The sequence below is a fragment of the Cellulosimicrobium cellulans genome (genome assembly GCF_006539945.1).
Lineage (GTDB): Bacteria > Actinomycetota > Actinomycetes > Actinomycetales > Cellulomonadaceae > Cellulosimicrobium > Cellulosimicrobium cellulans.
In genome coordinates, this window is the sequence record NZ_BJNZ01000023.1 from 14,476 (window position 1) to 33,310 (window position 18,835).

Annotated in this window: 17 protein-coding genes; 5 read left to right on the forward strand and 12 right to left on the reverse strand. The window is 75.2% G+C overall.

Annotated elements, in window-relative coordinates:
• Positions 1-80 precede the first annotated feature (80 nt).
• Complete coding sequence (locus CCE02nite_RS15355) at positions 81-2,084, reverse strand: APC family permease (RefSeq protein ID WP_141390517.1); 2,004 nt, start codon at positions 2,082-2,084, stop codon at positions 81-83.
• A gap of 94 nt (positions 2,085-2,178) precedes the next feature.
• Between CCE02nite_RS15355 and CCE02nite_RS15360 the strand changes: the two genes are divergently transcribed.
• Both CCE02nite_RS15360 and CCE02nite_RS15365 read left to right on the forward strand, forming a co-directional pair.
• Positions 2,179-2,832, forward strand: coding sequence for a potassium channel family protein (locus CCE02nite_RS15360; protein WP_141390563.1), 654 nt, complete (start codon positions 2,179-2,181; stop codon positions 2,830-2,832).
• Positions 2,832-3,590, forward strand: a complete 759-nt coding sequence (locus CCE02nite_RS15365) for a potassium channel family protein (RefSeq protein ID WP_141390518.1) — start codon at positions 2,832-2,834, stop codon at positions 3,588-3,590. The genes CCE02nite_RS15360 and CCE02nite_RS15365 overlap by 1 nt, the downstream gene beginning before the upstream one ends.
• 24 nt (positions 3,591-3,614) lie before the next feature.
• Here CCE02nite_RS15365 and CCE02nite_RS15370 read toward each other — a convergent pair whose 3' ends face one another.
• From CCE02nite_RS15370 to dut, 4 genes are all read right to left on the reverse strand, one after another.
• Positions 3,615-4,553 (reverse strand): DUF3159 domain-containing protein, encoded by a 939-nt coding sequence (locus CCE02nite_RS15370; protein WP_141390519.1) that lies wholly within the window; start codon positions 4,551-4,553, stop codon positions 3,615-3,617.
• Between the two features lie 117 nt (positions 4,554-4,670).
• Positions 4,671-5,045 (reverse strand): OB-fold nucleic acid binding domain-containing protein, encoded by a 375-nt coding sequence (locus tag CCE02nite_RS15375; protein WP_141390520.1) that lies wholly within the window; start codon positions 5,043-5,045, stop codon positions 4,671-4,673.
• A gap of 1 nt (position 5,046) precedes the next feature.
• A complete protein-coding gene (locus CCE02nite_RS15380) occupies positions 5,047-5,787 on the reverse strand; it encodes a DUF3710 domain-containing protein (protein ID WP_141390521.1) in 741 nt (246 codons plus the stop codon).
• A 161-nt stretch (positions 5,788-5,948) separates the two neighbouring features.
• A complete protein-coding gene (dut, locus tag CCE02nite_RS15385) occupies positions 5,949-6,425 on the reverse strand; it encodes a dUTP diphosphatase (protein ID WP_047234723.1) in 477 nt (158 codons plus the stop codon).
• A gap of 76 nt (positions 6,426-6,501) precedes the next feature.
• Here dut and CCE02nite_RS15390 point away from each other — a divergent pair, with 76 nt between their 5' ends.
• The gene (locus CCE02nite_RS15390; protein WP_141390523.1) at positions 6,502-7,017 is read left to right on the forward strand and encodes a DUF3093 domain-containing protein; all 516 of its coding nucleotides are present in this window, start codon (positions 6,502-6,504) and stop codon (positions 7,015-7,017) included.
• A 122-nt stretch (positions 7,018-7,139) separates the two neighbouring features.
• Here the strand turns inward: CCE02nite_RS15390 and CCE02nite_RS15395 are convergent, their stop codons facing one another.
• The 3 genes from CCE02nite_RS15395 to CCE02nite_RS15405 form a co-directional block, all read right to left on the reverse strand.
• Complete coding sequence (locus CCE02nite_RS15395; RefSeq protein ID WP_047234722.1) at positions 7,140-7,439, reverse strand: DUF4193 domain-containing protein; 300 nt, start codon at positions 7,437-7,439, stop codon at positions 7,140-7,142.
• Positions 7,440-7,762: 323 nt separating this feature from the next.
• Complete coding sequence (locus tag CCE02nite_RS15400; protein WP_255318894.1) at positions 7,763-8,614, reverse strand: inositol monophosphatase family protein; 852 nt, start codon at positions 8,612-8,614, stop codon at positions 7,763-7,765.
• A gap of 3 nt (positions 8,615-8,617) precedes the next feature.
• Complete coding sequence (locus CCE02nite_RS15405) at positions 8,618-9,271, reverse strand: trimeric intracellular cation channel family protein (protein ID WP_255318895.1); 654 nt, start codon at positions 9,269-9,271, stop codon at positions 8,618-8,620.
• A gap of 252 nt (positions 9,272-9,523) precedes the next feature.
• Here CCE02nite_RS15405 and sepH point away from each other — a divergent pair, with 252 nt between their 5' ends.
• Complete coding sequence (sepH, locus tag CCE02nite_RS15410; protein WP_141390524.1) at positions 9,524-10,666, forward strand: septation protein SepH; 1,143 nt, start codon at positions 9,524-9,526, stop codon at positions 10,664-10,666.
• 42 nt (positions 10,667-10,708) lie between these two features.
• Here the strand turns inward: sepH and CCE02nite_RS15415 are convergent, their stop codons facing one another.
• From CCE02nite_RS15415 to CCE02nite_RS15430, 4 genes are all read right to left on the reverse strand, one after another.
• Positions 10,709-11,350: a thymidine kinase gene (locus tag CCE02nite_RS15415; RefSeq protein WP_141390525.1), complete on the reverse strand. Its 642-nt coding sequence runs from the start codon at positions 11,348-11,350 to the stop codon at positions 10,709-10,711.
• 86 nt (positions 11,351-11,436) lie between these two features.
• Positions 11,437-12,633 (reverse strand): alkaline phosphatase family protein, encoded by a 1,197-nt coding sequence (locus tag CCE02nite_RS15420; RefSeq protein ID WP_141390526.1) that lies wholly within the window; start codon positions 12,631-12,633, stop codon positions 11,437-11,439.
• The gene (locus tag CCE02nite_RS15425) at positions 12,630-13,223 is read right to left on the reverse strand and encodes a DUF5998 family protein (RefSeq protein WP_141390527.1); all 594 of its coding nucleotides are present in this window, start codon (positions 13,221-13,223) and stop codon (positions 12,630-12,632) included. The genes CCE02nite_RS15420 and CCE02nite_RS15425 overlap by 4 nt, the downstream gene beginning before the upstream one ends.
• A 70-nt stretch (positions 13,224-13,293) precedes the next feature.
• Entirely contained in the window at positions 13,294-16,098 is a 2,805-nt protein-coding gene (locus CCE02nite_RS15430) for a bifunctional acetate--CoA ligase family protein/GNAT family N-acetyltransferase (RefSeq protein WP_141390528.1), read from the reverse strand.
• A 214-nt stretch (positions 16,099-16,312) separates the two neighbouring features.
• On the opposite strand from CCE02nite_RS15430, the gene CCE02nite_RS15435 reads away from it, so the two are divergent.
• Positions 16,313-18,763, forward strand: coding sequence for a DNA gyrase/topoisomerase IV subunit A (locus tag CCE02nite_RS15435; protein WP_141390529.1), 2,451 nt, complete (start codon positions 16,313-16,315; stop codon positions 18,761-18,763).
• Positions 18,764-18,835 lie beyond the last annotated feature (72 nt).

Genomic DNA, 18,835 nt, shown 5'->3' on the forward strand with positions numbered 1-18,835 from the left:
CCGCTGTGGGCGGAGAACCGGGCTGCTCTCGACGCGGGAGCCGGGCCCGTCTCGCGCCCACGGCGTGGGCGCGGTCCCGGTCAGTAGCCCGTGAAGCGCTGGCGGAAGCCCTCGCCCTCGAGGCCCGTCTGGCCTTCGGTGGACGAGAGCTGCCACGGCACGGACGCCACGACGACGCCCGGCGTGAAGAGCAGGCGCCCCTTGAGCCGCAGCGCGCTCTGGTTGTGCAGGAGCTGCTCCCACCAGTGGCCCACGACGTACTCGGGGATGTAGACGACCACCAGGTCGCGCGGGGACTCGCGGCGGACCGAGCGCACGTACGACAGCACCGGGCGCGTGATCTCGCGGAAGGGCGAGTCCAGGACGCGCAGCGGGACGGGGAGGTCGAGCGCCTCCCACTGCCGCATGAGGTCCTCGACGTCCTCGGAGTCCACGCCCACCGTGACCGCCTCCAGGACGGACGGGCGCGACGCCCGCGCGTACGCGAGCGCCCGCATCGTCGGCCGGTGGATCTTGGACACGAGGACGATGGCGTGCACCCGGCTGGGCAGGGCGCGGGCCGCGGCGGCCTCGTCGCCGAGCGCGAGCTCGTCGCGCACCCTGTCGTAGTGCTTGCGGATCGACTTCATGAGCACGAAGACGAGCGCCATCGCGAGGATCGCGATCCAGGCGCCGTGCGTGAACTTCGTGATGAGGACGATGACGAGCACCGTGCCGGTCATCGCCAGACCCACCGTGTTGACCACGCGCGAGCGCCGCATGCGCGACCGCTCGCGGGGCTGGTGCTCGGTGCGCAGCGCCCGCGTCCAGTGCCGCACCATGCCGAGCTGGGACAGCGTGAACGACACGAACACGCCCACGATGTAGAGCTGGATGAGGCGCGTGACCTGCGCGTCGAACGCCCAGATGAGCACGATCGCCGCGACGGCCAGCGTGACGATGCCGTTGGAGAACGCGAGCCGGTCGCCCCGCGTGTGGAGCTGGCGGGGCAGGTAGCCGTCCTTCGCGAGGATCGAGCCGAGCACCGGGAAGCCGTTGAACGCCGTGTTCGCGGCGAGCACGAGGATCAGTCCGGTCACCGCGGACACCACGTAGAAGAGCACGGGTACCCCGCTGAACACGGTCTCGGCGAGCTGCCCGATCACCGGGTGCTGCACGTAGTCCACGGGCAGCGGCTCCCCGTTCAGCGAGAGCTGCGCGTGCGGGTCCTCGGCGTAGTGCACGCCGGTCGCGCGCGCGAGGAAGAGGATCGAGAGCATCATCACGGCCGAGATGCCGCCCAGCAGGGCGAGCGTCGTGGCGGCGTTGCGCGACTTGGGCTTGCGGAACGCCGGGACGCCGTTGCTGATGGCCTCGACGCCGGTGAGGGCGGCGCACCCGGACGCGAACGCCCGGGCCACGAGGAAGGCACCCGCGATGCCCATGAGTCCCTGGTCGAACCCGCTCTGCGCCGTGAGCTCGAACTCCGCGCTCTCGGCCGGGCCGAGGTTGCCGGTGACGTACTGGAAGAACCCGACGACCGCCGTCGTGCCGATAGCCAGCATGAAGAGGTAGACGGGGATCGCGAAGAACGTCCCCGACTCCTTGACCCCGCGCAGGTTGACCAGCGTGAGGACGACGACGAGCCCGATCGCGAAGGCCGCCTCGTGGTCGCGCAGCGCCGGTATGGCGCTGGCCGCGTACTGCGCCCCCGAGGAGATCGAGACCGCGACCGTGAGCACGTAGTCGACCATGAGCGCCGACGCGACGCCGACGCCCGCCGACGGGCCCAGGTTGACCGTCGCGACCTCGTAGTCGCCGCCGCCCGACGGGTAGGCGCGCACGTTCTGGCGGTACGACGCGACGACCGTCAGCAGCACGACCACGACGGCGAGGCCCACCCACGGCGAGATCATCGTCGCGCTGAGGCCCGCGAGAGCGAGCGTCAGGAGGATCTCGTCCGGGGCGTACGCGACCGACGACAGGGCGTCGGACGCGAACACGGGCAGGGCCACGCGCTTGGGGAGCAGCGTGTGCCCCAGGTGCTCGCTGCGGACAGGCCGCCCGAGCAGCAGCCGCTTCGCGGCATCAGCGATCTCCGACACGAGGCCTCATGCTATGCCCGACTGCGGCCGGTCGCGCTGGTGCGCGCCCGGCGGCCCCGCGAGCGGTAGCGTTCGGTGCGTGCACTTCGTCATCATGGGCTGCGGCCGCGTCGGCGCGACGCTCGCCCAGTCGCTCGAGTCGAGCGGCCACTCGGTCGCCGTCGTCGACCAGAACCCCGACGCGTTCCGGCGCCTCCCGGCCGAGTTCACGGGCAAGAAGGTGACCGGGGTCGGCTTCGACCGCGACACGCTCGTGCAGGCCGGCATCGAGGAGGCGTTCGCGTTCGCCGCGGTCTCCGACGGCGACAACTCGAACATCCTCTCCGCGCGCGTCGTGCGGGAGACGTTCGGCGTGGAGAAGGTCGTCGCCCGCATCTACGACCCCCAGCGCGCGGAGATCTACCAGCGCCTCGGCATCCCCACGGTCGCGACCGTGCGCTGGACCGCGGACCAGGTGCTGCGGCGCATGCTCCCGTTCGGCGCGACCGACGAGTACCGCGACCCGTCCGGCCGCGTGCGGCTCGCGCAGGTCGACTTCCACCCCGGCTGGGTCGGGCGCACCGTCCGCGCCATCGAGGACGCCACGGGCGCGCGCGTGGCGTTCGTCAGCCGCTTCGGCGACGGGGTCCTCGTCACCGACCGCACCGTCCTCCAGGAGAACGACGTGCTGCACGTGCTCATGGACGACGAGCAGGCCGCCGTCGTCGAACGCAGGCTCACCCACGCACCGAAGGTCGAGGCCGAGTGATGCGCGTCGTCATCGCGGGAGCGGGCTCGGTCGGCCGCTCGATCGCTCGCGAGCTCCTCAGCCACGACCACGAGGTCATGCTCATCGACAAGCAGCCGGCGGCCATGCGGGTCGCCCAGGTCGCGGAGGCGGACTGGCTGCTCGCCGACGCGTGCGAGCTCTCGACGCTCGCCGAGGCCAAGGTCGACGAGTGCGACGTCATCGTGGCGGCGACAGGCGACGACAAGGTGAACCTCGTCGTGTCGCTCCTCGCCAAGACCGAGTTCGGGGTGCCGCGCACGGTCGCCCGCGTGAACAACCCGAAGAACGAGTGGATGTTCGACGAGTCGTGGGGCGTGGACGTGGCCGTCTCGACGCCGCGCATCATGACCGCCATGGTCGAGGAGGCCGTCGCCGTCGGCGACCTCGTCCGCATCTTCACCTTCCACCAGTCCGGCGCGGACATCCTCGAGGTCACCCTGCCGCCGACCTCCCCGCTCGTGGGCCGCCGCGTCGGCGCGGTGAGCTGGCCCGCGGACACGGTGCTCGCGGCGATCGTCCGCGGCGCGCGCCCGATCGCGCCCAGCCAGGACGACACGCTCGAGGCCGGGGACGAGCTCCTGCTCGTCACGGGCGACGAGGCGGACGAGGGAGCCCTCGGCCGGCTGCTCGCGGGCGAGCCGGATGCGGAGCCGACCGCGTCGCACGCGGAGCCGACCGCGCCGGACGCGCCCGTCGTGGCGCCCGAGGTCCCCACGGCCGGCGACGGCGTCCTCTGACGGGACCGGCCCCGTGTTCGAGGCCTACGCCGTCGGTTGCGGGGGCGCTGCGGCGTGGGGCCGACGCACCAGGATCCACGTGAGCCACAGGACGAGCGCCCACAGCGGGATGCCCATGACGAGACGTGCGGTGCCCAGCCAGCCGACGTCGCCGTCGAGGTAGAGCGGGACCTGGACCGCGAGCCGGGCGGCGAACAGACCGATCCAGAGCCACGTCGCGGCGGTGTACCGGCGCATCAGCGCTCGGTCGGACCGCCAGGTGCGGGCCCAGCGGGCGAACGCGCCGGGCTCGGCGGCGTCCGCGTCGACGGGGGTGCCGGCCGGCGTCGCGGCCGCAGCGGGCCGCTCGACCGAGGAGCCCGCGACCTCGACCGCTTCCGGTGACGGGTCCGCCGTCGTCCCGGCCGACCCCGCGGCGGCTCCCGTACCGAATCCGCTGCGGAAGCCCTCGACCACGAGGCCGACGAGCGGCCAGCGGGCCAGGACCGAGACGAGGAGCGCGACGAGGTACGCGGCGTTCGTCCACAGGCCCCACGCGAAGTAGTCCTGCGCCTCGCCCGAGCGCCACGCCCAGAACACGCCGATGCCGACGCCCAGGAGACCGCCGAACGCCTGCGTGACGGGGGTGCGCTGGACCAGTCGCGCCGCGACGGCGACGAGGGCCGCCGCGACCGAGGTCACGAGCGCCCACTGCAGGTTCGTCGTGGCGACGTAGACGACGACGAAGACGAGGCCCGGGGCGACCGACTCGACGAGCCCGCGCACCCCGCCGATCGCGTCGGCCACGGAGAAGTCCTGCCCGGCGAGCGCGCGGACCCCGCGCGCGCGGCCGTCCTCGGGCGCCGCGACGTCGTCGACGACGGTCTCCGCGACGTCGGCGTCGTGCGCGAGACCCTCCGGGACGGGCCCGGGGCCCGGACGCCCGTCCGCGGGTCCGCCGCTCGCGTCGCTGCTGCTCGTCATCTCGTGGCGTCCTCGGTGGCTCGGGGTCGGTCGGCTACGGTCCGGACGCATGGCCCGGGTCGTCCGCTGCACGTCCGCAGGATCGTACGGCACCGCCGCGCGTCGGCGGGAGCGAGGTCACTCCCCCGGCTTGGCGAGGAGCTCGTAGCGCGGGTTGAAGATGGTGCGACGCCCGTCGACGTCGCACACCAGACCCTCGACGAGGACGCGGCGACCGGGCTCGATCCCCGCGATGCGTCGACGGCCGAGCCACACGAGGTCCACGACGCCGGAGCCGTCGAACAGCTCGACCTCGACCGTCGGGACGCCCTCGCGGGGACGCAGCACCACGGACCGCAGGACGCCGGAGATCTTGGCCCGACGGCGGTTGGGCAGCTCGGACACGGCGCGGCAGCCCTTCTGCCGTGCCGCCTCGGAGCGCTCCTCGTCGGCGGCGAGCTCCTCCTGGGAGGCGAGGGCGGTGCGCCAGGCGTCCCGCAGCGTGGGGGCCATGTCAGCGGATCTCCGTGATCTCCGGCCCACGGGTCAGCGGGTCGAACGAGGGCGTCTCGGGGGCTCCGGCGGGCGCCGGCGCCGCGGCGGCCGGGCCCTTGCCCGGCAGGTGCAGGGCGAGGAGGTCGCGGGGCGGGCGCGGGCTCTGGTCCCGCACGACGACAATGTTGGCGAACACGGACTCGAGCAGCCGTGCCTCGGCCGGGTCGACCGCCGCCTTGCCGGTGAGCACGCCGCGGAGGAACCAGCGGGGGCCGTCGACGCCCACGAAACGGGCGGGCCGCACGCCGGGACGCCCGTCCGGCGTCTGCGCGGGGATGCGGGCGAGCAGCTCGCGGCCGAACGGGCCGGGGAGGTCGTCGACCGTGCCGCCCTGCTTGGTCACCGACGCGGCGATCTCTCCGCGGATCTCGTCCCAGATGCCGTCCGTGCGGGGCGCGGCGAACGCCTGCACCTGGAGCCCGGAGCCGGCGACGGCGCACGCGACGCCGGTGATGCGCTGGGTCTTCTTGTCGACCTCCATGCGCAGCTCCATGCCGGGCACGCCGGGCAGCCACACGGCGCCCAGGTCCAGACGGGGCCCGCGCTCGGGGACCTGGGAGGAGTCGAACGGCCCGCGCGCGGGCTTCTCCTCGCTCGCAGCCTCGACGGGCGCGTCGTCGTCGACCGGCGCGGACGTCGTGCCCGACGGCTCGGGCGACTCGGTCGGCTCGGACGACCTGGAGCGACGGAACAGACCCACGGAGGAACTCCTTCACCTGCCCGGCCCTCGGCCGGGACTCCTCACGGGGCGCTCGCCCCGCACTGCTTCCACACTAGCCCGCGCAGCGACGGTCGTGGTGCGACGTTCGCTGCGCGACGACGGGCGCGCGGCTCGCGCACCGACCGCCCGTCCGCGACCGGTCAGGTCGCCGCGGCCCACCCGCCGCTCGACCCGAAGCCGCCCTCGCCGCGGTGCGACCCGGGCAACCGCTCGGCCTGCACGAAGCGCGCACGCTCGACCTTCTGCACGACGAGCTGCGCGACACGGTCGCCGCGCCGCAGGACGACGGCCTCGCGGGCGTCCGTGTTGAGCAGCGTCACCTTGATCTCGCCGCGGTAGCCGGCGTCGACGGTGCCCGGCGCGTTGACGACCGTGAGACCGTGCTTCGCGGCGAGGCCGGAGCGCGGGTGCACGAACGCCGCGTAGCCGTCGGGCAGCGCGATCGAGACCCCGGTCGGGACGACGGCGCGCTCCCCCGGCGCCAGCTCGACGTCGACCGTCGTCACGAGGTCGGCACCGGCGTCGCCCGGGTGCGCGTAGGACGGCAGGGGCACGTCGTCGAGGAGCGTGATGAGGACGTCGACGTCCCCGGTCTCGGGCTGGTGGTGGTTCGGCACCCGGCAGAGCCTAGTGCTCACCGGCGGGCCCGGCGAGCACGTCGGGCGACGCCCCGACTGCTGGGATGATGGACCCATGACGGACCCCGCCGACCGCAGCACGCCCTCCTCGACCCCGGGTTCCGCCGGGGCACCCGGTGCCGGGGGCGCGACGCCGTACCGAGAGCGCCTCGTCCCGGGCGTCGGCGGCTGGGCCGCGGCCCTCGGGTTCGCCCTGGTCCTCGGGATCGCGCTGTGGCCCGCGAGCCACGCCATCGCGCTCGGCGTGGGCGCGCTCGCCGCGGTGGCGGGCGTCGCCGGTCTCTGGGCGACCTCGCCGGTCGTCGCGGTGGCCGACGGCGAGCTCCGTGCCGGTCGCGCGCACGTCCCCGCCGCGCTGCTCGGCCAGGTCACGACCCTCGACCCGGAGGCGATGCGCGTCCAGCTCGGCCCCCGCCTCGACGCCCGCGCCTACGTGTGCCTGCGCGCGTGGGCCCGTACCGGTGTGCACGTCGTGCTCGACGACCCGCAGGACCCGACGCCCTACTGGCTCGTCTCCACGCGGCACCCGCAGCGCCTCGCGGACGCGATCCGGGCCGCGCGCGCGTCCTGACGGGGCGCGACCTGACGGGACGGCGCGCCGGGTGCGGCTCGACGAGCACACCCCACGAGCACCGCGAACGACGAAGGCCGCCGCCCCGGGGCAGGGGCGGCGGCCTTCGTGCGTCGTGCAGGTCAGGCGGCGCACTCCGAGCAGATCTGCTGCCCGTTCTTCTCGTACGCGAGCTGGCTGCGGTGGTGCACGAGGAAGCAGCTCGAGCACGTGAACTCGTCGGCCTGACGAGGCAGGACCCGGACGGAGAGCTCCTCGCCGGACAGGTCGGCACCGGGCAGCTCGAAACCTTCCGCCGCCTCGGTCTCGTCCTCGTCAACGACGCCCGAGCTCTTGTCGGAGCGACGAGCCTGGAGCTCCTGGAGCGAGTCCTCGCTGAGCTCCTCTTCACTCTTGCGGGGGGCGTCGTAGTCTGTTGCCATCTGTGGGGTCACTCTCCGGAGTATTCGTCGATCGCGACAGTGCCCGTCCGGGACCACCGGCGATGGCCGGTCGTGCCGGGCGGCACAGGTGCGGGGCGCGGGGGGCACCCCGTGACGTGTCGTGCCCCGAGGTCGTCGAGGCGTTGCACGCTGGTCAATGCACGGCGCACCGGAATTGTTCCCGGCGGGCCACCGGATTCTGCACCATTTCCGGGAGGGATGCACCCTGTGGCGCCCCGCCCGCCCGGTGTCGTTCGTCACGGGCGAACACGGGGTAGTCCGCGCCGGGGACGCGGGAACGCTCCCAGCCCCGCCGGGCGCGCTCAGGCGTCGGAGTCGGCGTCCGCGTCCTCGAGGATCCGGACGAGCCGCGCGACCGCCTCGGGCGGCCCCGCGACGGTCATCTCGCGGTCGGCGGCGCGGCCCCGCAGGCCTGTGACGCGCGCTCCCGCCTCGTGCGCCACGAGGGCGCCCGCGGCCATGTCCCAGGGGTTGAGGCCGCGCTCGTAGTAGAGGTCGAGCTCGCCCGAGGCGACGAGGCACAGGTCGATCGCCGCCGAGCCGAGGCGGCGGATGTCCCGGACCCGGGGCAGCACGTCGACCAGCACGCGGGCCTGCGCCCGGCGGCGGTCGGCGTCGTACCCGAAGCCCGTGCCGACGAGGCACTGGCCCAGGTCCGTCTCGGCGCTCACGCGGACCGGGCGCCCGTCCACCGTCGCGCCCGCCCCGAGCCCCGCGGTCCAGGTGCGCCCGTCGACGACGGAGTGCACCGCGCCGGCGAGGACCGTCCACTCGAGCGGGTCCGGCGGGCCCACGACCGCGGCGACGGACACCGCGTACGACGCGATCCCGTAGAGGTAGTTGACCGTGCCGTCGACGGGATCGATCACCCACGTGATGCCGGACGTGCCGGACGAGGCGCCCTCCTCCTCGCCGAGGACGGCGTCGTCCGGGCGGGCCGCGGCGATGCCGCGTCGCAGGAGCGCCTCGGAGTCGGCGTCCATGCGCGTCACGACGTCCGTGGCCGTCGACTTGGTGGCGGCCACCTCGACGCGGTCGGGGCGACCGGAACGGACGAGGTCGCCCGCCTCGCGGGCGAGACGCTCCGCGAGGTCGCGCAGGTCGGCCACGGTCACGTCGTCGGGCTGTCGGGGGTCGTCGATGAAGAGGCGCACGGCTCACATCCTGCCCGACCCGCGGCGTGCGGTGCGACCCTCCCACGGACCGGGTGCGGACCAGCCGAGGCGCAGGGAGAGGAGGCGGAAGCCGAACACGAGCGCGAGGACCGCCGCCTGCGACAGCAGGCCGAGCGCGCCGGCCTCCGCGAGCCCGGCCGTCAGCGCGGCGCCCGCGAGCGCCGGGATCGCGTAGAGCTGCTTGTCCTGGAACAGCAGCGGCGCCTCGTTGGTCAGCAGGTCGCGCAGGATGCCGCCCCCGACGCCCGTGATGACGCCGGCGAAGATCGCCGCGAGCGGGCCCACGCCGTAGTCGAGGCCCTTCATCGTGCCGGAGAGCACGAAGAGCGCGAGCGCGCCCGCGTCGAGGACGATGATGCTCCGCCGGAGCCGCTCGAGGCGCGGGTGCCAGAAGAAGGTCACGACGCCCGCGAGCACCGCGACGGCGACGAGGCGCCAGTCCGAGATCCCGACCGGGGGGATCGCGCCGATCAGGACGTCGCGCAGCAGACCGCCGCCGAGGCCCGCGACCCACGCGAGCACGAGGACGCCCACGAGGTCGAACCGCTTGCGCACGGCGGCGAGCCCACCCGAGAGCGCCGCGAAGAACACGCCGCCGAGCTCGAGGGCGTCACCGGGCACGAGGTCGAGGATCACACCCGGCATCATCCCAGCCACCCGCGCCCGGGGCGCGGACGAGCCGGCGCCGAGTCCGCGGCACACCGCGCGTGCTGCGCGGCTCGCGGGTGGGACGATGGCACCCTCGAGGGAGCGGTGACGCGGGCGTCGCGGTCCGCCGAGCCCGGGAGACCGGCTCGCGGTCCGGCACCGGGCGGCTGGGCGAGCGACCGGGCAGGCATCCGGAGCGGCACCGCGAGCGCCACCGGGCGCGGCGACACGGGAGGGTCCATGGACGAGCTGGAGCTGGTGAGACTGCACGAGGACGGGGAGCACCTCGTCCTGCGCGCGACGGGCGGCACGCAGTTCACGCTGCCGATCACCGAGTCGCTGCGGGCGGCCGTGCGACGCGACCGGCCGCACCTGGAGCACCTGCGCGCGGAGGGCGAGCGCAACCTCGCGCCGCGCGAGATCCAGGCCCGGCTGCGTGCCGGGGAGTCCGTGGAGACGGTCGCCGAGGCAGCAGGCCTCGGCGTCGAGAGCGTGCGCCGCTTCGCGGGCCCGGTGGTCGCGGAGCAGGAGTACGTCGTCGAGCGGGTCCGCGCCTCTCGCCAGGGGCACGACGAGGACTCGCCGACCGTCGGGGATCTCGTCGCGCAGCGGCTCGCCGCGCGCGACGTCGAGCCCGACACCGTGGAGTGGAGCGCCGCGCGCCCGCCCGGGGCGTCGTGGGTCGTGACGGCGGCGTTCGAGGTCGGGACGGGCAGCCGGACCGCGCGCTGGGAGTACGACGCGGCGACGCGCGCGCTCCACGCGCTCGACGACGAGGCCCGCTGGCTCTCGGGGACGGACGCCCCGCGCGACCCGACGCCCGGGGCCGTGGCGGTGTTCGACGTCGACGCGACGGGGCGCGGCCGGGGGCTCCGCGCCGCTCCCCCGGCCGCTCCGCCCGCCGACGACGGGACGGCCGAGCTCCTCGACGACCTGAGCCTGCGCCGAGGGGTGCGCCCGCGCAAGGCCCCGGCGGGGCCGGTCGAGGTCGACGGGCAGGAGCCGTTCGAGGGGTTCGGCCCGCAGGTCGGCGCCGGTCCGGACCGGGACAGGTCGCAGGACGGTTCTCGGGACGACGCGGCCACCTCGGCCGGTGCGACCGTCGTCCACCTCCCGACGATCCGTCCGCTCGACGCGGTGCGCCTGCCGGAGCCGGCGCTCGAGGGCGCTCGGGACGACGCGGGCTCGGAGCCGGAGGGCGGTGCGGGCGACCGTCCCCTGCGCGACGAGCGCTCGGGCGGCGGCGCCACCCCTGCCGACACGGACGACCCGCCACCGGCAGCGCGTCCCCAGACGGCGCGGGAGCCGCGCAAGGGGAAGAACCGCTCGCGCGCGAAGGTCCCGAGCTGGGACGAGATCGTCTTCGGAGCACGCCCGGAGTAGGCGCCCACGCGCCGACCGGGCACCCCGGCCACAGGCGCCGGGTCAGCGCGGCAGGTCGAGCGGCAGGCCGTCGGACGCCGCCTGGCGGCGCGCGAGGGCCGTCGTCATGCGGCGCATGTGGTGGCGGCGGCACAGCACCTCGTAGCCGACCTCGCCCGAGCCCGCCCCGACGTCCCCGACGACGACCTGGTCGCCCTCGACGACCATGCTCCCGTCGACCGTGCGCGCGTTGTGCGTCGCGCGCCGGCCGCACCAGCACAGCGACTCGACCTGGAGCACCTCGACCCGGTCGGCGAGCTCGATGAGGCGTGCCGAGCCGGGGAAGAGCCGGGTGCGGAAGTCGGCGGTGATGCCGAACGCGAAGACGTCCATCTCCGTCTCGTCGACGAGCCGCGCGAGCTGCTCCACCTGCGCCGGCGAGTAGAACTGCGCCTCGTCGCAGACGAGGTAGTCGACCGGGTCCGGCTCGGCCGTCACGAGCGTCCAGAAGTCGGTGTCGTCCGTGACCTCGCGCGCCACGACCTCGAGCCCGAGCCGGGAGGAGATCCGGTCGGTCCCCGCCCGGTCGTTGCGGGAGAAGATCAGCCCGCGACGGCCGCGTGCGGCGTGGTTGTGGTCGAGCTGGAGGGCGAGGGTGGACTTGCCGCAGTCCATGGTCCCGGAGAAGAAGACGAGCTCGGCCATCGGGCGTTCCTTCGCGAGGTCGGTCGGTGCGGGGGTCGCGGCAGGGCCGCGCCAGGGCATGCGGTGGCGCCGGGCGGCGCGAGGAGTCAGGTGGCGGCGACGAGGAGCGGCACGCGCATCTCGCGCTCGGTGAGCGAGCCGTGCACACCGACGAGGGCGAGCGACGCGGGCGTCTGGGTGCGGGAGTCGACGACGGTCGCCCGCCCGCGCAGCGCGACGATCACGTCTCCGGCGGCGGCGACCGCCTCCGGGCGCGGGTCGGGCCCGAGCAGGCCGCGCGCGAGCACCTCCTCGCGCACCAGGACGAGCGCGTCGTCGCCCAGGACGTCGCGCCAGCGCGACGCGACGGCGGTCGTCTCCCCCGGCTCCGTGTAGACGTGCACCGCGCGCGGCTCGCCGCCGACGAGCGTGACGCCCCGCGCGAGCACCGGGTCCGTGGCGACGTCGCGGCGCAGCGCGGGGTCGACGTCGACCATGCCGTGGTCCGCGGTGACGAGCACGAGCGTGCCCCGCGGGACCGACCGGGCGAGCCGGGCGAGCTCGCGGTCGAGCGCCTCGAGCTCGTCGCCCCACTGCCAGGACGTGCTGCCGTGGTGGTGGCCCGCCTTGTCCACCTCGCCCCAGTACAGGTAGACGAGGCCCGGCCGGGACAGGGCCCGCACGGCGGCGTCGACGCGCGCCCCGAGCCCTTCGGCAGCGGCGTACGACCCGCCCCGCAGGGCGGCGACCGTCATGCCGGACCCGGCGAACCGGGCCGGCCCGGTCGAGGTCACGGAGACGTCCGCCGCGGCGAGCCGCTCGAGCACCGGGGTCTCGCGCTGGAGCTCCGCCGGGGCCGACGCGCCCTCCCACGACACCATGTTGGCGAGCCCGCCCGTCGCGGGGTTGCGCTGCGTGTACCCGAGCATGCCGGTGCGGCCGGGGGCCGTGCCGGTGCCGAACGCGCCGATCGCGGCGGCCGTCGTGCTGGGGAAGGTCGAGGTGAGCGCCCGCGCGTCGGGCAGGAGCGAGCGCAGGAACGGCGCGTGCCCGGCGCGCTCCGCGAGGTTGACGTGCCCCAGGCCGTCGACGAGGACGACGCACACGCGCTCGGCCCGCGGCAGGTCGAGGGCCGAGCGTGCTGCCTCGCTCCCGATGCCCGTGGCGGTCGTGAAGCGGACGCCGAGCGCCCCCGCGGCCCCCGGGAGCACGGCGGCGAGGCCGCCGAGCCCGAGGTCGGGCGCGAGGAACCCCGCCGGGAGCGCCGGGGTGGCAGGGGCCTCGTCCGTGCGTGCCTCGCTCACCGGGCGCTGTGCCTCGCGGTGGCGCGCGAGAGGGCGCGCGCGAAGTCGACCGCGGCGCGCACGGCGTCGCTGCCCTCCGCCTCGGCGCTCACGCGGACGACGACGTCGTCCGGCGTGATCTGCCCCGTGAGCCCGTGGTCGGCGTCGCAGCTCGGGTCCGCGCAGCCCGCGGGCTCGAGGTCGACGCGCGACACCGCGCCCCAGCCGAGGGCGAGCGTCACCTCGAGCGGAGCGGCGCCCGCGCGGTGCTCGTGCGGCTCGGCCACGACGTGCGTGAGCGAGACGGACCGGACCTCGGCCAGCGGCACCGACTCGGTCGTGGCAGCGGCAGACGCGGACGGGTTCTCGCTGTCGGCCGGGTGGTCGTCGACGTGCGCCGTGACGAGCCGCGTGGGGGTCAGCACGAGCACCGTGAGGTGGCGCCGTACCTCCGACGCGTCGAACGTCGTCTCCGGGAGCACGAGGTGCGAGACGATCTCCTCCCCCGCGACCGCGAGGTCGAGGACGTCCGCGACGAGCTCCGGGTAGTAGCCGGCGCGGTGGAGCTGGGTCGTCAGGTCGGTCCAGGGGTTCGAGGTTGCTGAGGGCACCCGCGCATTCTCCCATCCTGCGACCGGGCGCGGCCACCCGCCCCGCCACCTGTGGACGGGCGACCGGTCCTCAGCCGGGCAGGGCGCGACGCAGCGCGTCGGCACGCTGGGCGTCCGCGAGCGTGACGCGCGCGCTGAGGACCGCGGCCTCGTGCTCGGAGACGACGACGGGGTACAGCTCGAGGCTGCGGACCTCGGGAAGGTCGTCCGCGAGCACCGACACCCGCGCCAGGACGTCCTCGAGCGCGGTCGTCGCCACCACGTGCGTGCCCATGTAGCCGAAGAGCCGCGGGGCGGCGCGCACCGAGCGCACCATCGCCGCGACGTCGACGTCGGTGAGCGGCGGTACGCCGTACGCGACGTCGCCCAGGAGGTCGACCGCGTCGCCCGCGAGGCCGAACGACACGACGGGGCCGAAGAGCTGGTCCTCCGTCGAGCGGACCACGCACGCGACGCCCGCGTCGGCCATCGCCTGCACCTCGAACGGCTGGTCGGCCGCACCCGGCAGCACGGCCGCGAGCGCCTCGCGCATCTGCGCGACGTCGGACCGCAGCTCGGTCTCGTCCGCGATGTCGAGGCGCACGCCCCCGAGGTCCGCGCGGTGGCGCAGCCCGGCCGCCGTGCTCTTGAGCGCCACGGGCCAGCCGACCTCGCGCGCCGCCGCGACCGCCTCGTCGGCCGTGCGGACCCGGCGTGCGGGCCACAGGCGCACGCCGTAGCACGCGAGCAGGTCGGCGGTCGTCGCGGGGTCGAGGTCGACGGCTTCCCTGCCCGCCAGGGCGCCCTCGACGAGGGCGCGGGCGCGGCCCGCGTCGACGCCCGCGGGGCGCACGGGCGTCCCGTGGTCCCCCTCGCGCCAGCGGGCGTAGCGCACGACGGCGCCGAGCGCGGCGACCGCGTCCTCGGGGGTGGAGTAGGCGGGGACCCGCAGGAGGGCGTCGGACGCCCCGCCGTCGGGCGCGTCCGGGGCCGGTGCGGAGAGCTCGTCGGTGAGGCCGTGGAGCCCCAGCATGCTCGCGACGGTCGTCCGGCCCGTCCGGGCCGCCGCGAGCGCCACGGCGTGGGAGACGTCCTCGCGGCGCGGGTGCACCACAGGGACGTGGACCACCACGACGACGTCGCACGCGTCGGGCGCGTAGAGCGCGTCGACCGTGGCGGCGACCTCGTCCGACGACGCGTCCTCGGGCAGGAAGTCCGACCGCGCGACGACGAGCCCGGCCGACGACGACGCCTCCGCGACGAGCGCGGCGAGCGACGCCGAGCTGGCGAGGATGCCGACGCGGCGCCCGCGCGGGAGCGGCTGGTGCGCGAGGAGCTGGGCGATGTCGATCATGTGGTGCGTGTTCTCGGCCCGGATCACGCCCGACTGGCGCAGCATCTCCTCCAGCGTGCGGCGCGGCGCGCGCGTCGAGCGCACGGCGTGGCCCGGCGGCACGACCTGGCCGGAGCGCCCGGCCGTGACGACCACGACGGGCTTCACCGACGCGAGCCGCCGTGCGATGCGCGAGAACTTGCGCGGGTTGCCGATCGACTCGAGGTACAGGCAGACCACCTGCGTCGCGGTGTCGTCCTGCCAGTACTGCATGAGGTCGTTGCCCGACACGTCCGCGCGGTGGCCCGCGGAGAGGAACGACGACACGCCCAGCCCGCGCCGCGCCGTCGTCGCGAGCAGCGTGACGGCCATGGGCGCCGACTGGCTGAACAGGCCCACGACGCCGGGCAGCGGCAGGTCCTCGGCGAGCGTCGCCGCGAGCGTGGGCCGCTCTCGGGTCTCGCCCGTGCGCAGCAGGCCGTAGCTCGCGGGACCGACGACCCGCAGTCCCGCCGTGTGCGCGACGCGCAGGAGCTCGCGCTGGAGCGCGAGCCCCTCGGGTCCGGTCTCGGCGAACCCCGCGGAGAGCACGACGACGCCGCGCACCTCGAGGCGTGCGAGCTGGCGGACCGCGTCGATCGCGTCCGGGGGCGGCAGGGCGACGACCGCGAGGTCCACGGGGCCGGGGACGTCCGCGAGGGACGCGTGCGTGCGGGGCGCGGCCCCGCCGTCGGGCACGTCCGCGCCGGTTCCCACCACGTGGACGGTCACGTCGGGGCTGCGCACGAGCGCGGCCAGGGCGCGGTGCGCGAGGACGCGGTCGAGACGCGCGCCGTCGTGGTCCGGCCCGTCGCCCGGCGGCACGCCGGGTCCCAGGAGCACGACGCTCGTCGCACCGAGCAGACCCTGCATGCTCCGCGCCTCCGCGCGGTGCTCGCGATCGGCCATGACGGCCCGCGACCGTTCGGTGGGGTCGAGGTCGACGCTCACCTGGACGAACCCGTCGTCCATCTGCTGGCGCACGTCGTACCCGGCCTCGCGGAAGACGGCGAGCATCTTGCCGTTCTGCGGCAGCACCTCGGCGGTGAACCGCCGCACGCCGCGCTCGCGCGCCGCCGCGGCGACGTGCTCGAGGAGCACGGACCCCAGCCCCCGGCCCTGCGCCGAGTCGGCGATGTTGAAGGCGACCTCCGCCTCGCTCGTGCCCGTGCGGTCGAAGCGCGCGACGCCGATGATGTCCTCCTGCGCCTCCCCCGTCTCCGCGTCCGGCGCCCCGCCGTCCGCGCCGTCGCGCGGGCGGACCGCGACGAGCGCGACGCGGTCGACGTGGTCCACGCGCGTGAACCGCTCCAGGTCGCGCTCCGAGAGCCGCTCCATGGGGGCGAAGAAGCGCAGGTAGGTCGAGCGCTCGGACTGACCCACGTGGAATCGTTGCAGCGCCTCGGCGTCCTCGGGGCGGATGGGGCGCACGTGCGTCGTCGTCCCGTCGCGCAGGACGACGTCCGCCTCCCACTCCACCGGGTACCGGTCCGGGCCGTGCCCGGCTGCGCCGCCGTCGCTCACGCCCTCAGGCTATGCGGTCCGGAGCGCGGTGCGCCTGCGCCACCCCGGCCCGACCTGGGAGGACAATGGTCGCTCGACAGCATCGCGACCCGGTGTGTCGGAGGGTTGGCGTACCCTCGCGTGCGGCACGCAACCGCAGCACGTCACCGCCGGCGCACGCCGGCACAGATCCCGCGCCCTCGCGGCGCACCGACCGGCAGGAGCCCGCAGGCCCATGGCGCGCAAGTCCTCGACCCCCTCGCTCGACCCGGCCGAGGTGAACGAGAAGATCGTCGACGTCGACGTCCAGGCGGAGATGGAGACGTCGTTCCTCGAGTACGCCTACTCCGTCATCTACTCCCGCGCCCTGCCCGACGCGCGCGACGGCCTCAAGCCCGTGCAGCGCCGCATCCTCTACATGATGGCCGACATGGGGCTGCGCCCCGACCGCGCCCACGTGAAGTCGGCGCGCGTCGTCGGCGAGGTCATGGGCAAGCTGCACCCGCACGGCGACGCGGCGATCTACGACGCGCTCGTGCGCCTCTCGCAGGACTTCTCGCTGCGGCTCCCGCTCGTCGACGGGCACGGCAACTTCGGCACGCTCGACGACGGCCCCGCCGCCTCCCGGTACACCGAGGCGCGCCTCGCTCCCCCGTCGCTCGCGATGACGGCCGGGCTCGACGAGGACGTCGTCGACTTCGTGCCGAACTACGACAACAAGCTCCAGCAGCCCGAGGTGCTGCCGGCGGCGATCCCCAACCTGCTGGTCAACGGCGCGTCGGGCATCGCGGTCGGCATGGCGACCAACATGGCGCCGCACAACCTCGTCGAGGTCGTCGCCGCGGCGCGCCACCTCGTGGCCCACCCTGACGCCGACCTCGACGCGCTCATGAGGTTCGTCCCCGGCCCCGACCTGCCGACGGGCGGCAAGATCGTCGGGCTCGACGGCGTGCGCGACGCCTACCGCACCGGGCGCGGCACGTTCCGCACGCGCGCGACCGCGCGGGTCGAGAACCTCACGCCACGCCGCAAGGGCATCGTCATCACCGAGCTGCCCTACCTCGTCGGGCCGGAGAAGGTGATCGAGAAGATCGCCGAGGGCGTCAAGAGCAAGAAGATCCAGGGCATCACCGCCGCGACCGACCTCACCGACCGCGAGCACGGGCTGCGGATCGTCGTCGAGGTGAAGACGGGGTTCAACCCCGAGGCGGTGCTGGAGCAGCTCTACAAGTTCACGCCGCTCGAGGACTCGTTCGGCATGAACAACGTCGCGCTGGTCGACGGGCAGCCGCGCACGCTCGGCCTGCGCGAGATGCTCACGGTCTGGGTGGACCACCGGATCGACGTGGTCCGCCGACGCTCGGCCTACCGGCTGCGCAAGCGGTCCGAGCGGCTCCACCTCGTGGACGGCCTCCTCATCGCCATCGTCGACATCGACGAGGTGATCCAGGTGATCCGCTCGTCCGACGACACCGCGACGGCCCGCGGACGCCTCCAGACCGTGTTCGACCTGTCCGAGCCGCAGGCGGAGTACATCCTCGAGCTCCAGCTGCGCCGCCTCACCAAGTTCTCCCGCATCGAGCTCGAGAAGGAGCAGGAGACCCTGCGCCGCGAGATCGAGGAGCTCCAGGAGATCCTCGGCAGCGACGCGAGGCTGCGGGCCGTGGTCTCGGGCGAGATGGCGGACGTCGCCAAGACGTACGGCACCCCGCGCCGCACCATCCTCCTCGAGTCGGCCGGCGCCGCGCCGACCACGACCGCTGCCGTGCCGCTCGAGGTCGCGGACACGCCCTGCTGGGCGCTGTTCTCCGCGACAGGCCTGCTCGCGCGCACGAGCGACGAGACCGAGCCCGCACGCACCGGGCCCCGCGCGGCCCACGACGTGCTGCGCGCCGCCGTGCGCACGACGGCGCGCGGCGAGGTCGGCCTCGTGACGAGCCGCGGGCGCATGGTCCGCGTGTCCGTGCTCGACCTGCCCGCGCTGCCGCCGACCGACAACGCGCCGAGCCTGTCGGGCGGCGTGCCGCTCGGCGAGGTCGTCGGGCTCGAGCCGGGCGAGGAGGCCGTGACGATCGCGTCGCTCGACGCCGACGCTCCCCCGCTCGCGCTCGGCACCGCGCAGGGAGTCGTCAAGCGCGTGCTCCCGGGCGACGTGCCGAACAACCGCGACGACTGGGAGGTCATCGGCCTCAAGGACGGCGACACCGTCGTCGGCGCGGCGCCCGCGACCGACGCGGACGAGGTCGTGTTCGTCAGCTCCGACGCGTCGCTCCTGCACTTCGACGCGTCGGCCGTGCGCCCCCAGGGCCGCGCGGCGGGCGGCATGGCCGGGATCCGGCTCGCGGACGGTCACCGCGTCGCGTTCTTCGGCGTCGTGCCGGCCGACGTGCGCGACCTCGGGGTCGTCGTCACCGTCGCCGGGTCGTCGGGCGCCCTCGCGGGCACCCAGACCGGGGCCGGCAAGGTCACGCCGTACGAGCTCTACCCCGGCAAGGGCCGCGGCACCGGTGGCGTCCGGGCGCAGCGGTTCCTCAAGGGCGAGGACGCGCTGATCCTCGCGTGGGTCGGGCAAGGCCCCGCGCGTGCCACGGGCTCCGGCGGCCAGGCCGTCGACCTGCCCGAGGTCGACCAGCGCCGCGACGGGTCGGGCACGCCGCTGGCATCGCCGGTCACGGCCGTCGGGTAGCCCGCGCCCGGCGGCTGCGGCCGGCGGTCGGGCGCTCCGAGCGGCCCGTGGAGGTCGCCCGCCCTTGCGAGT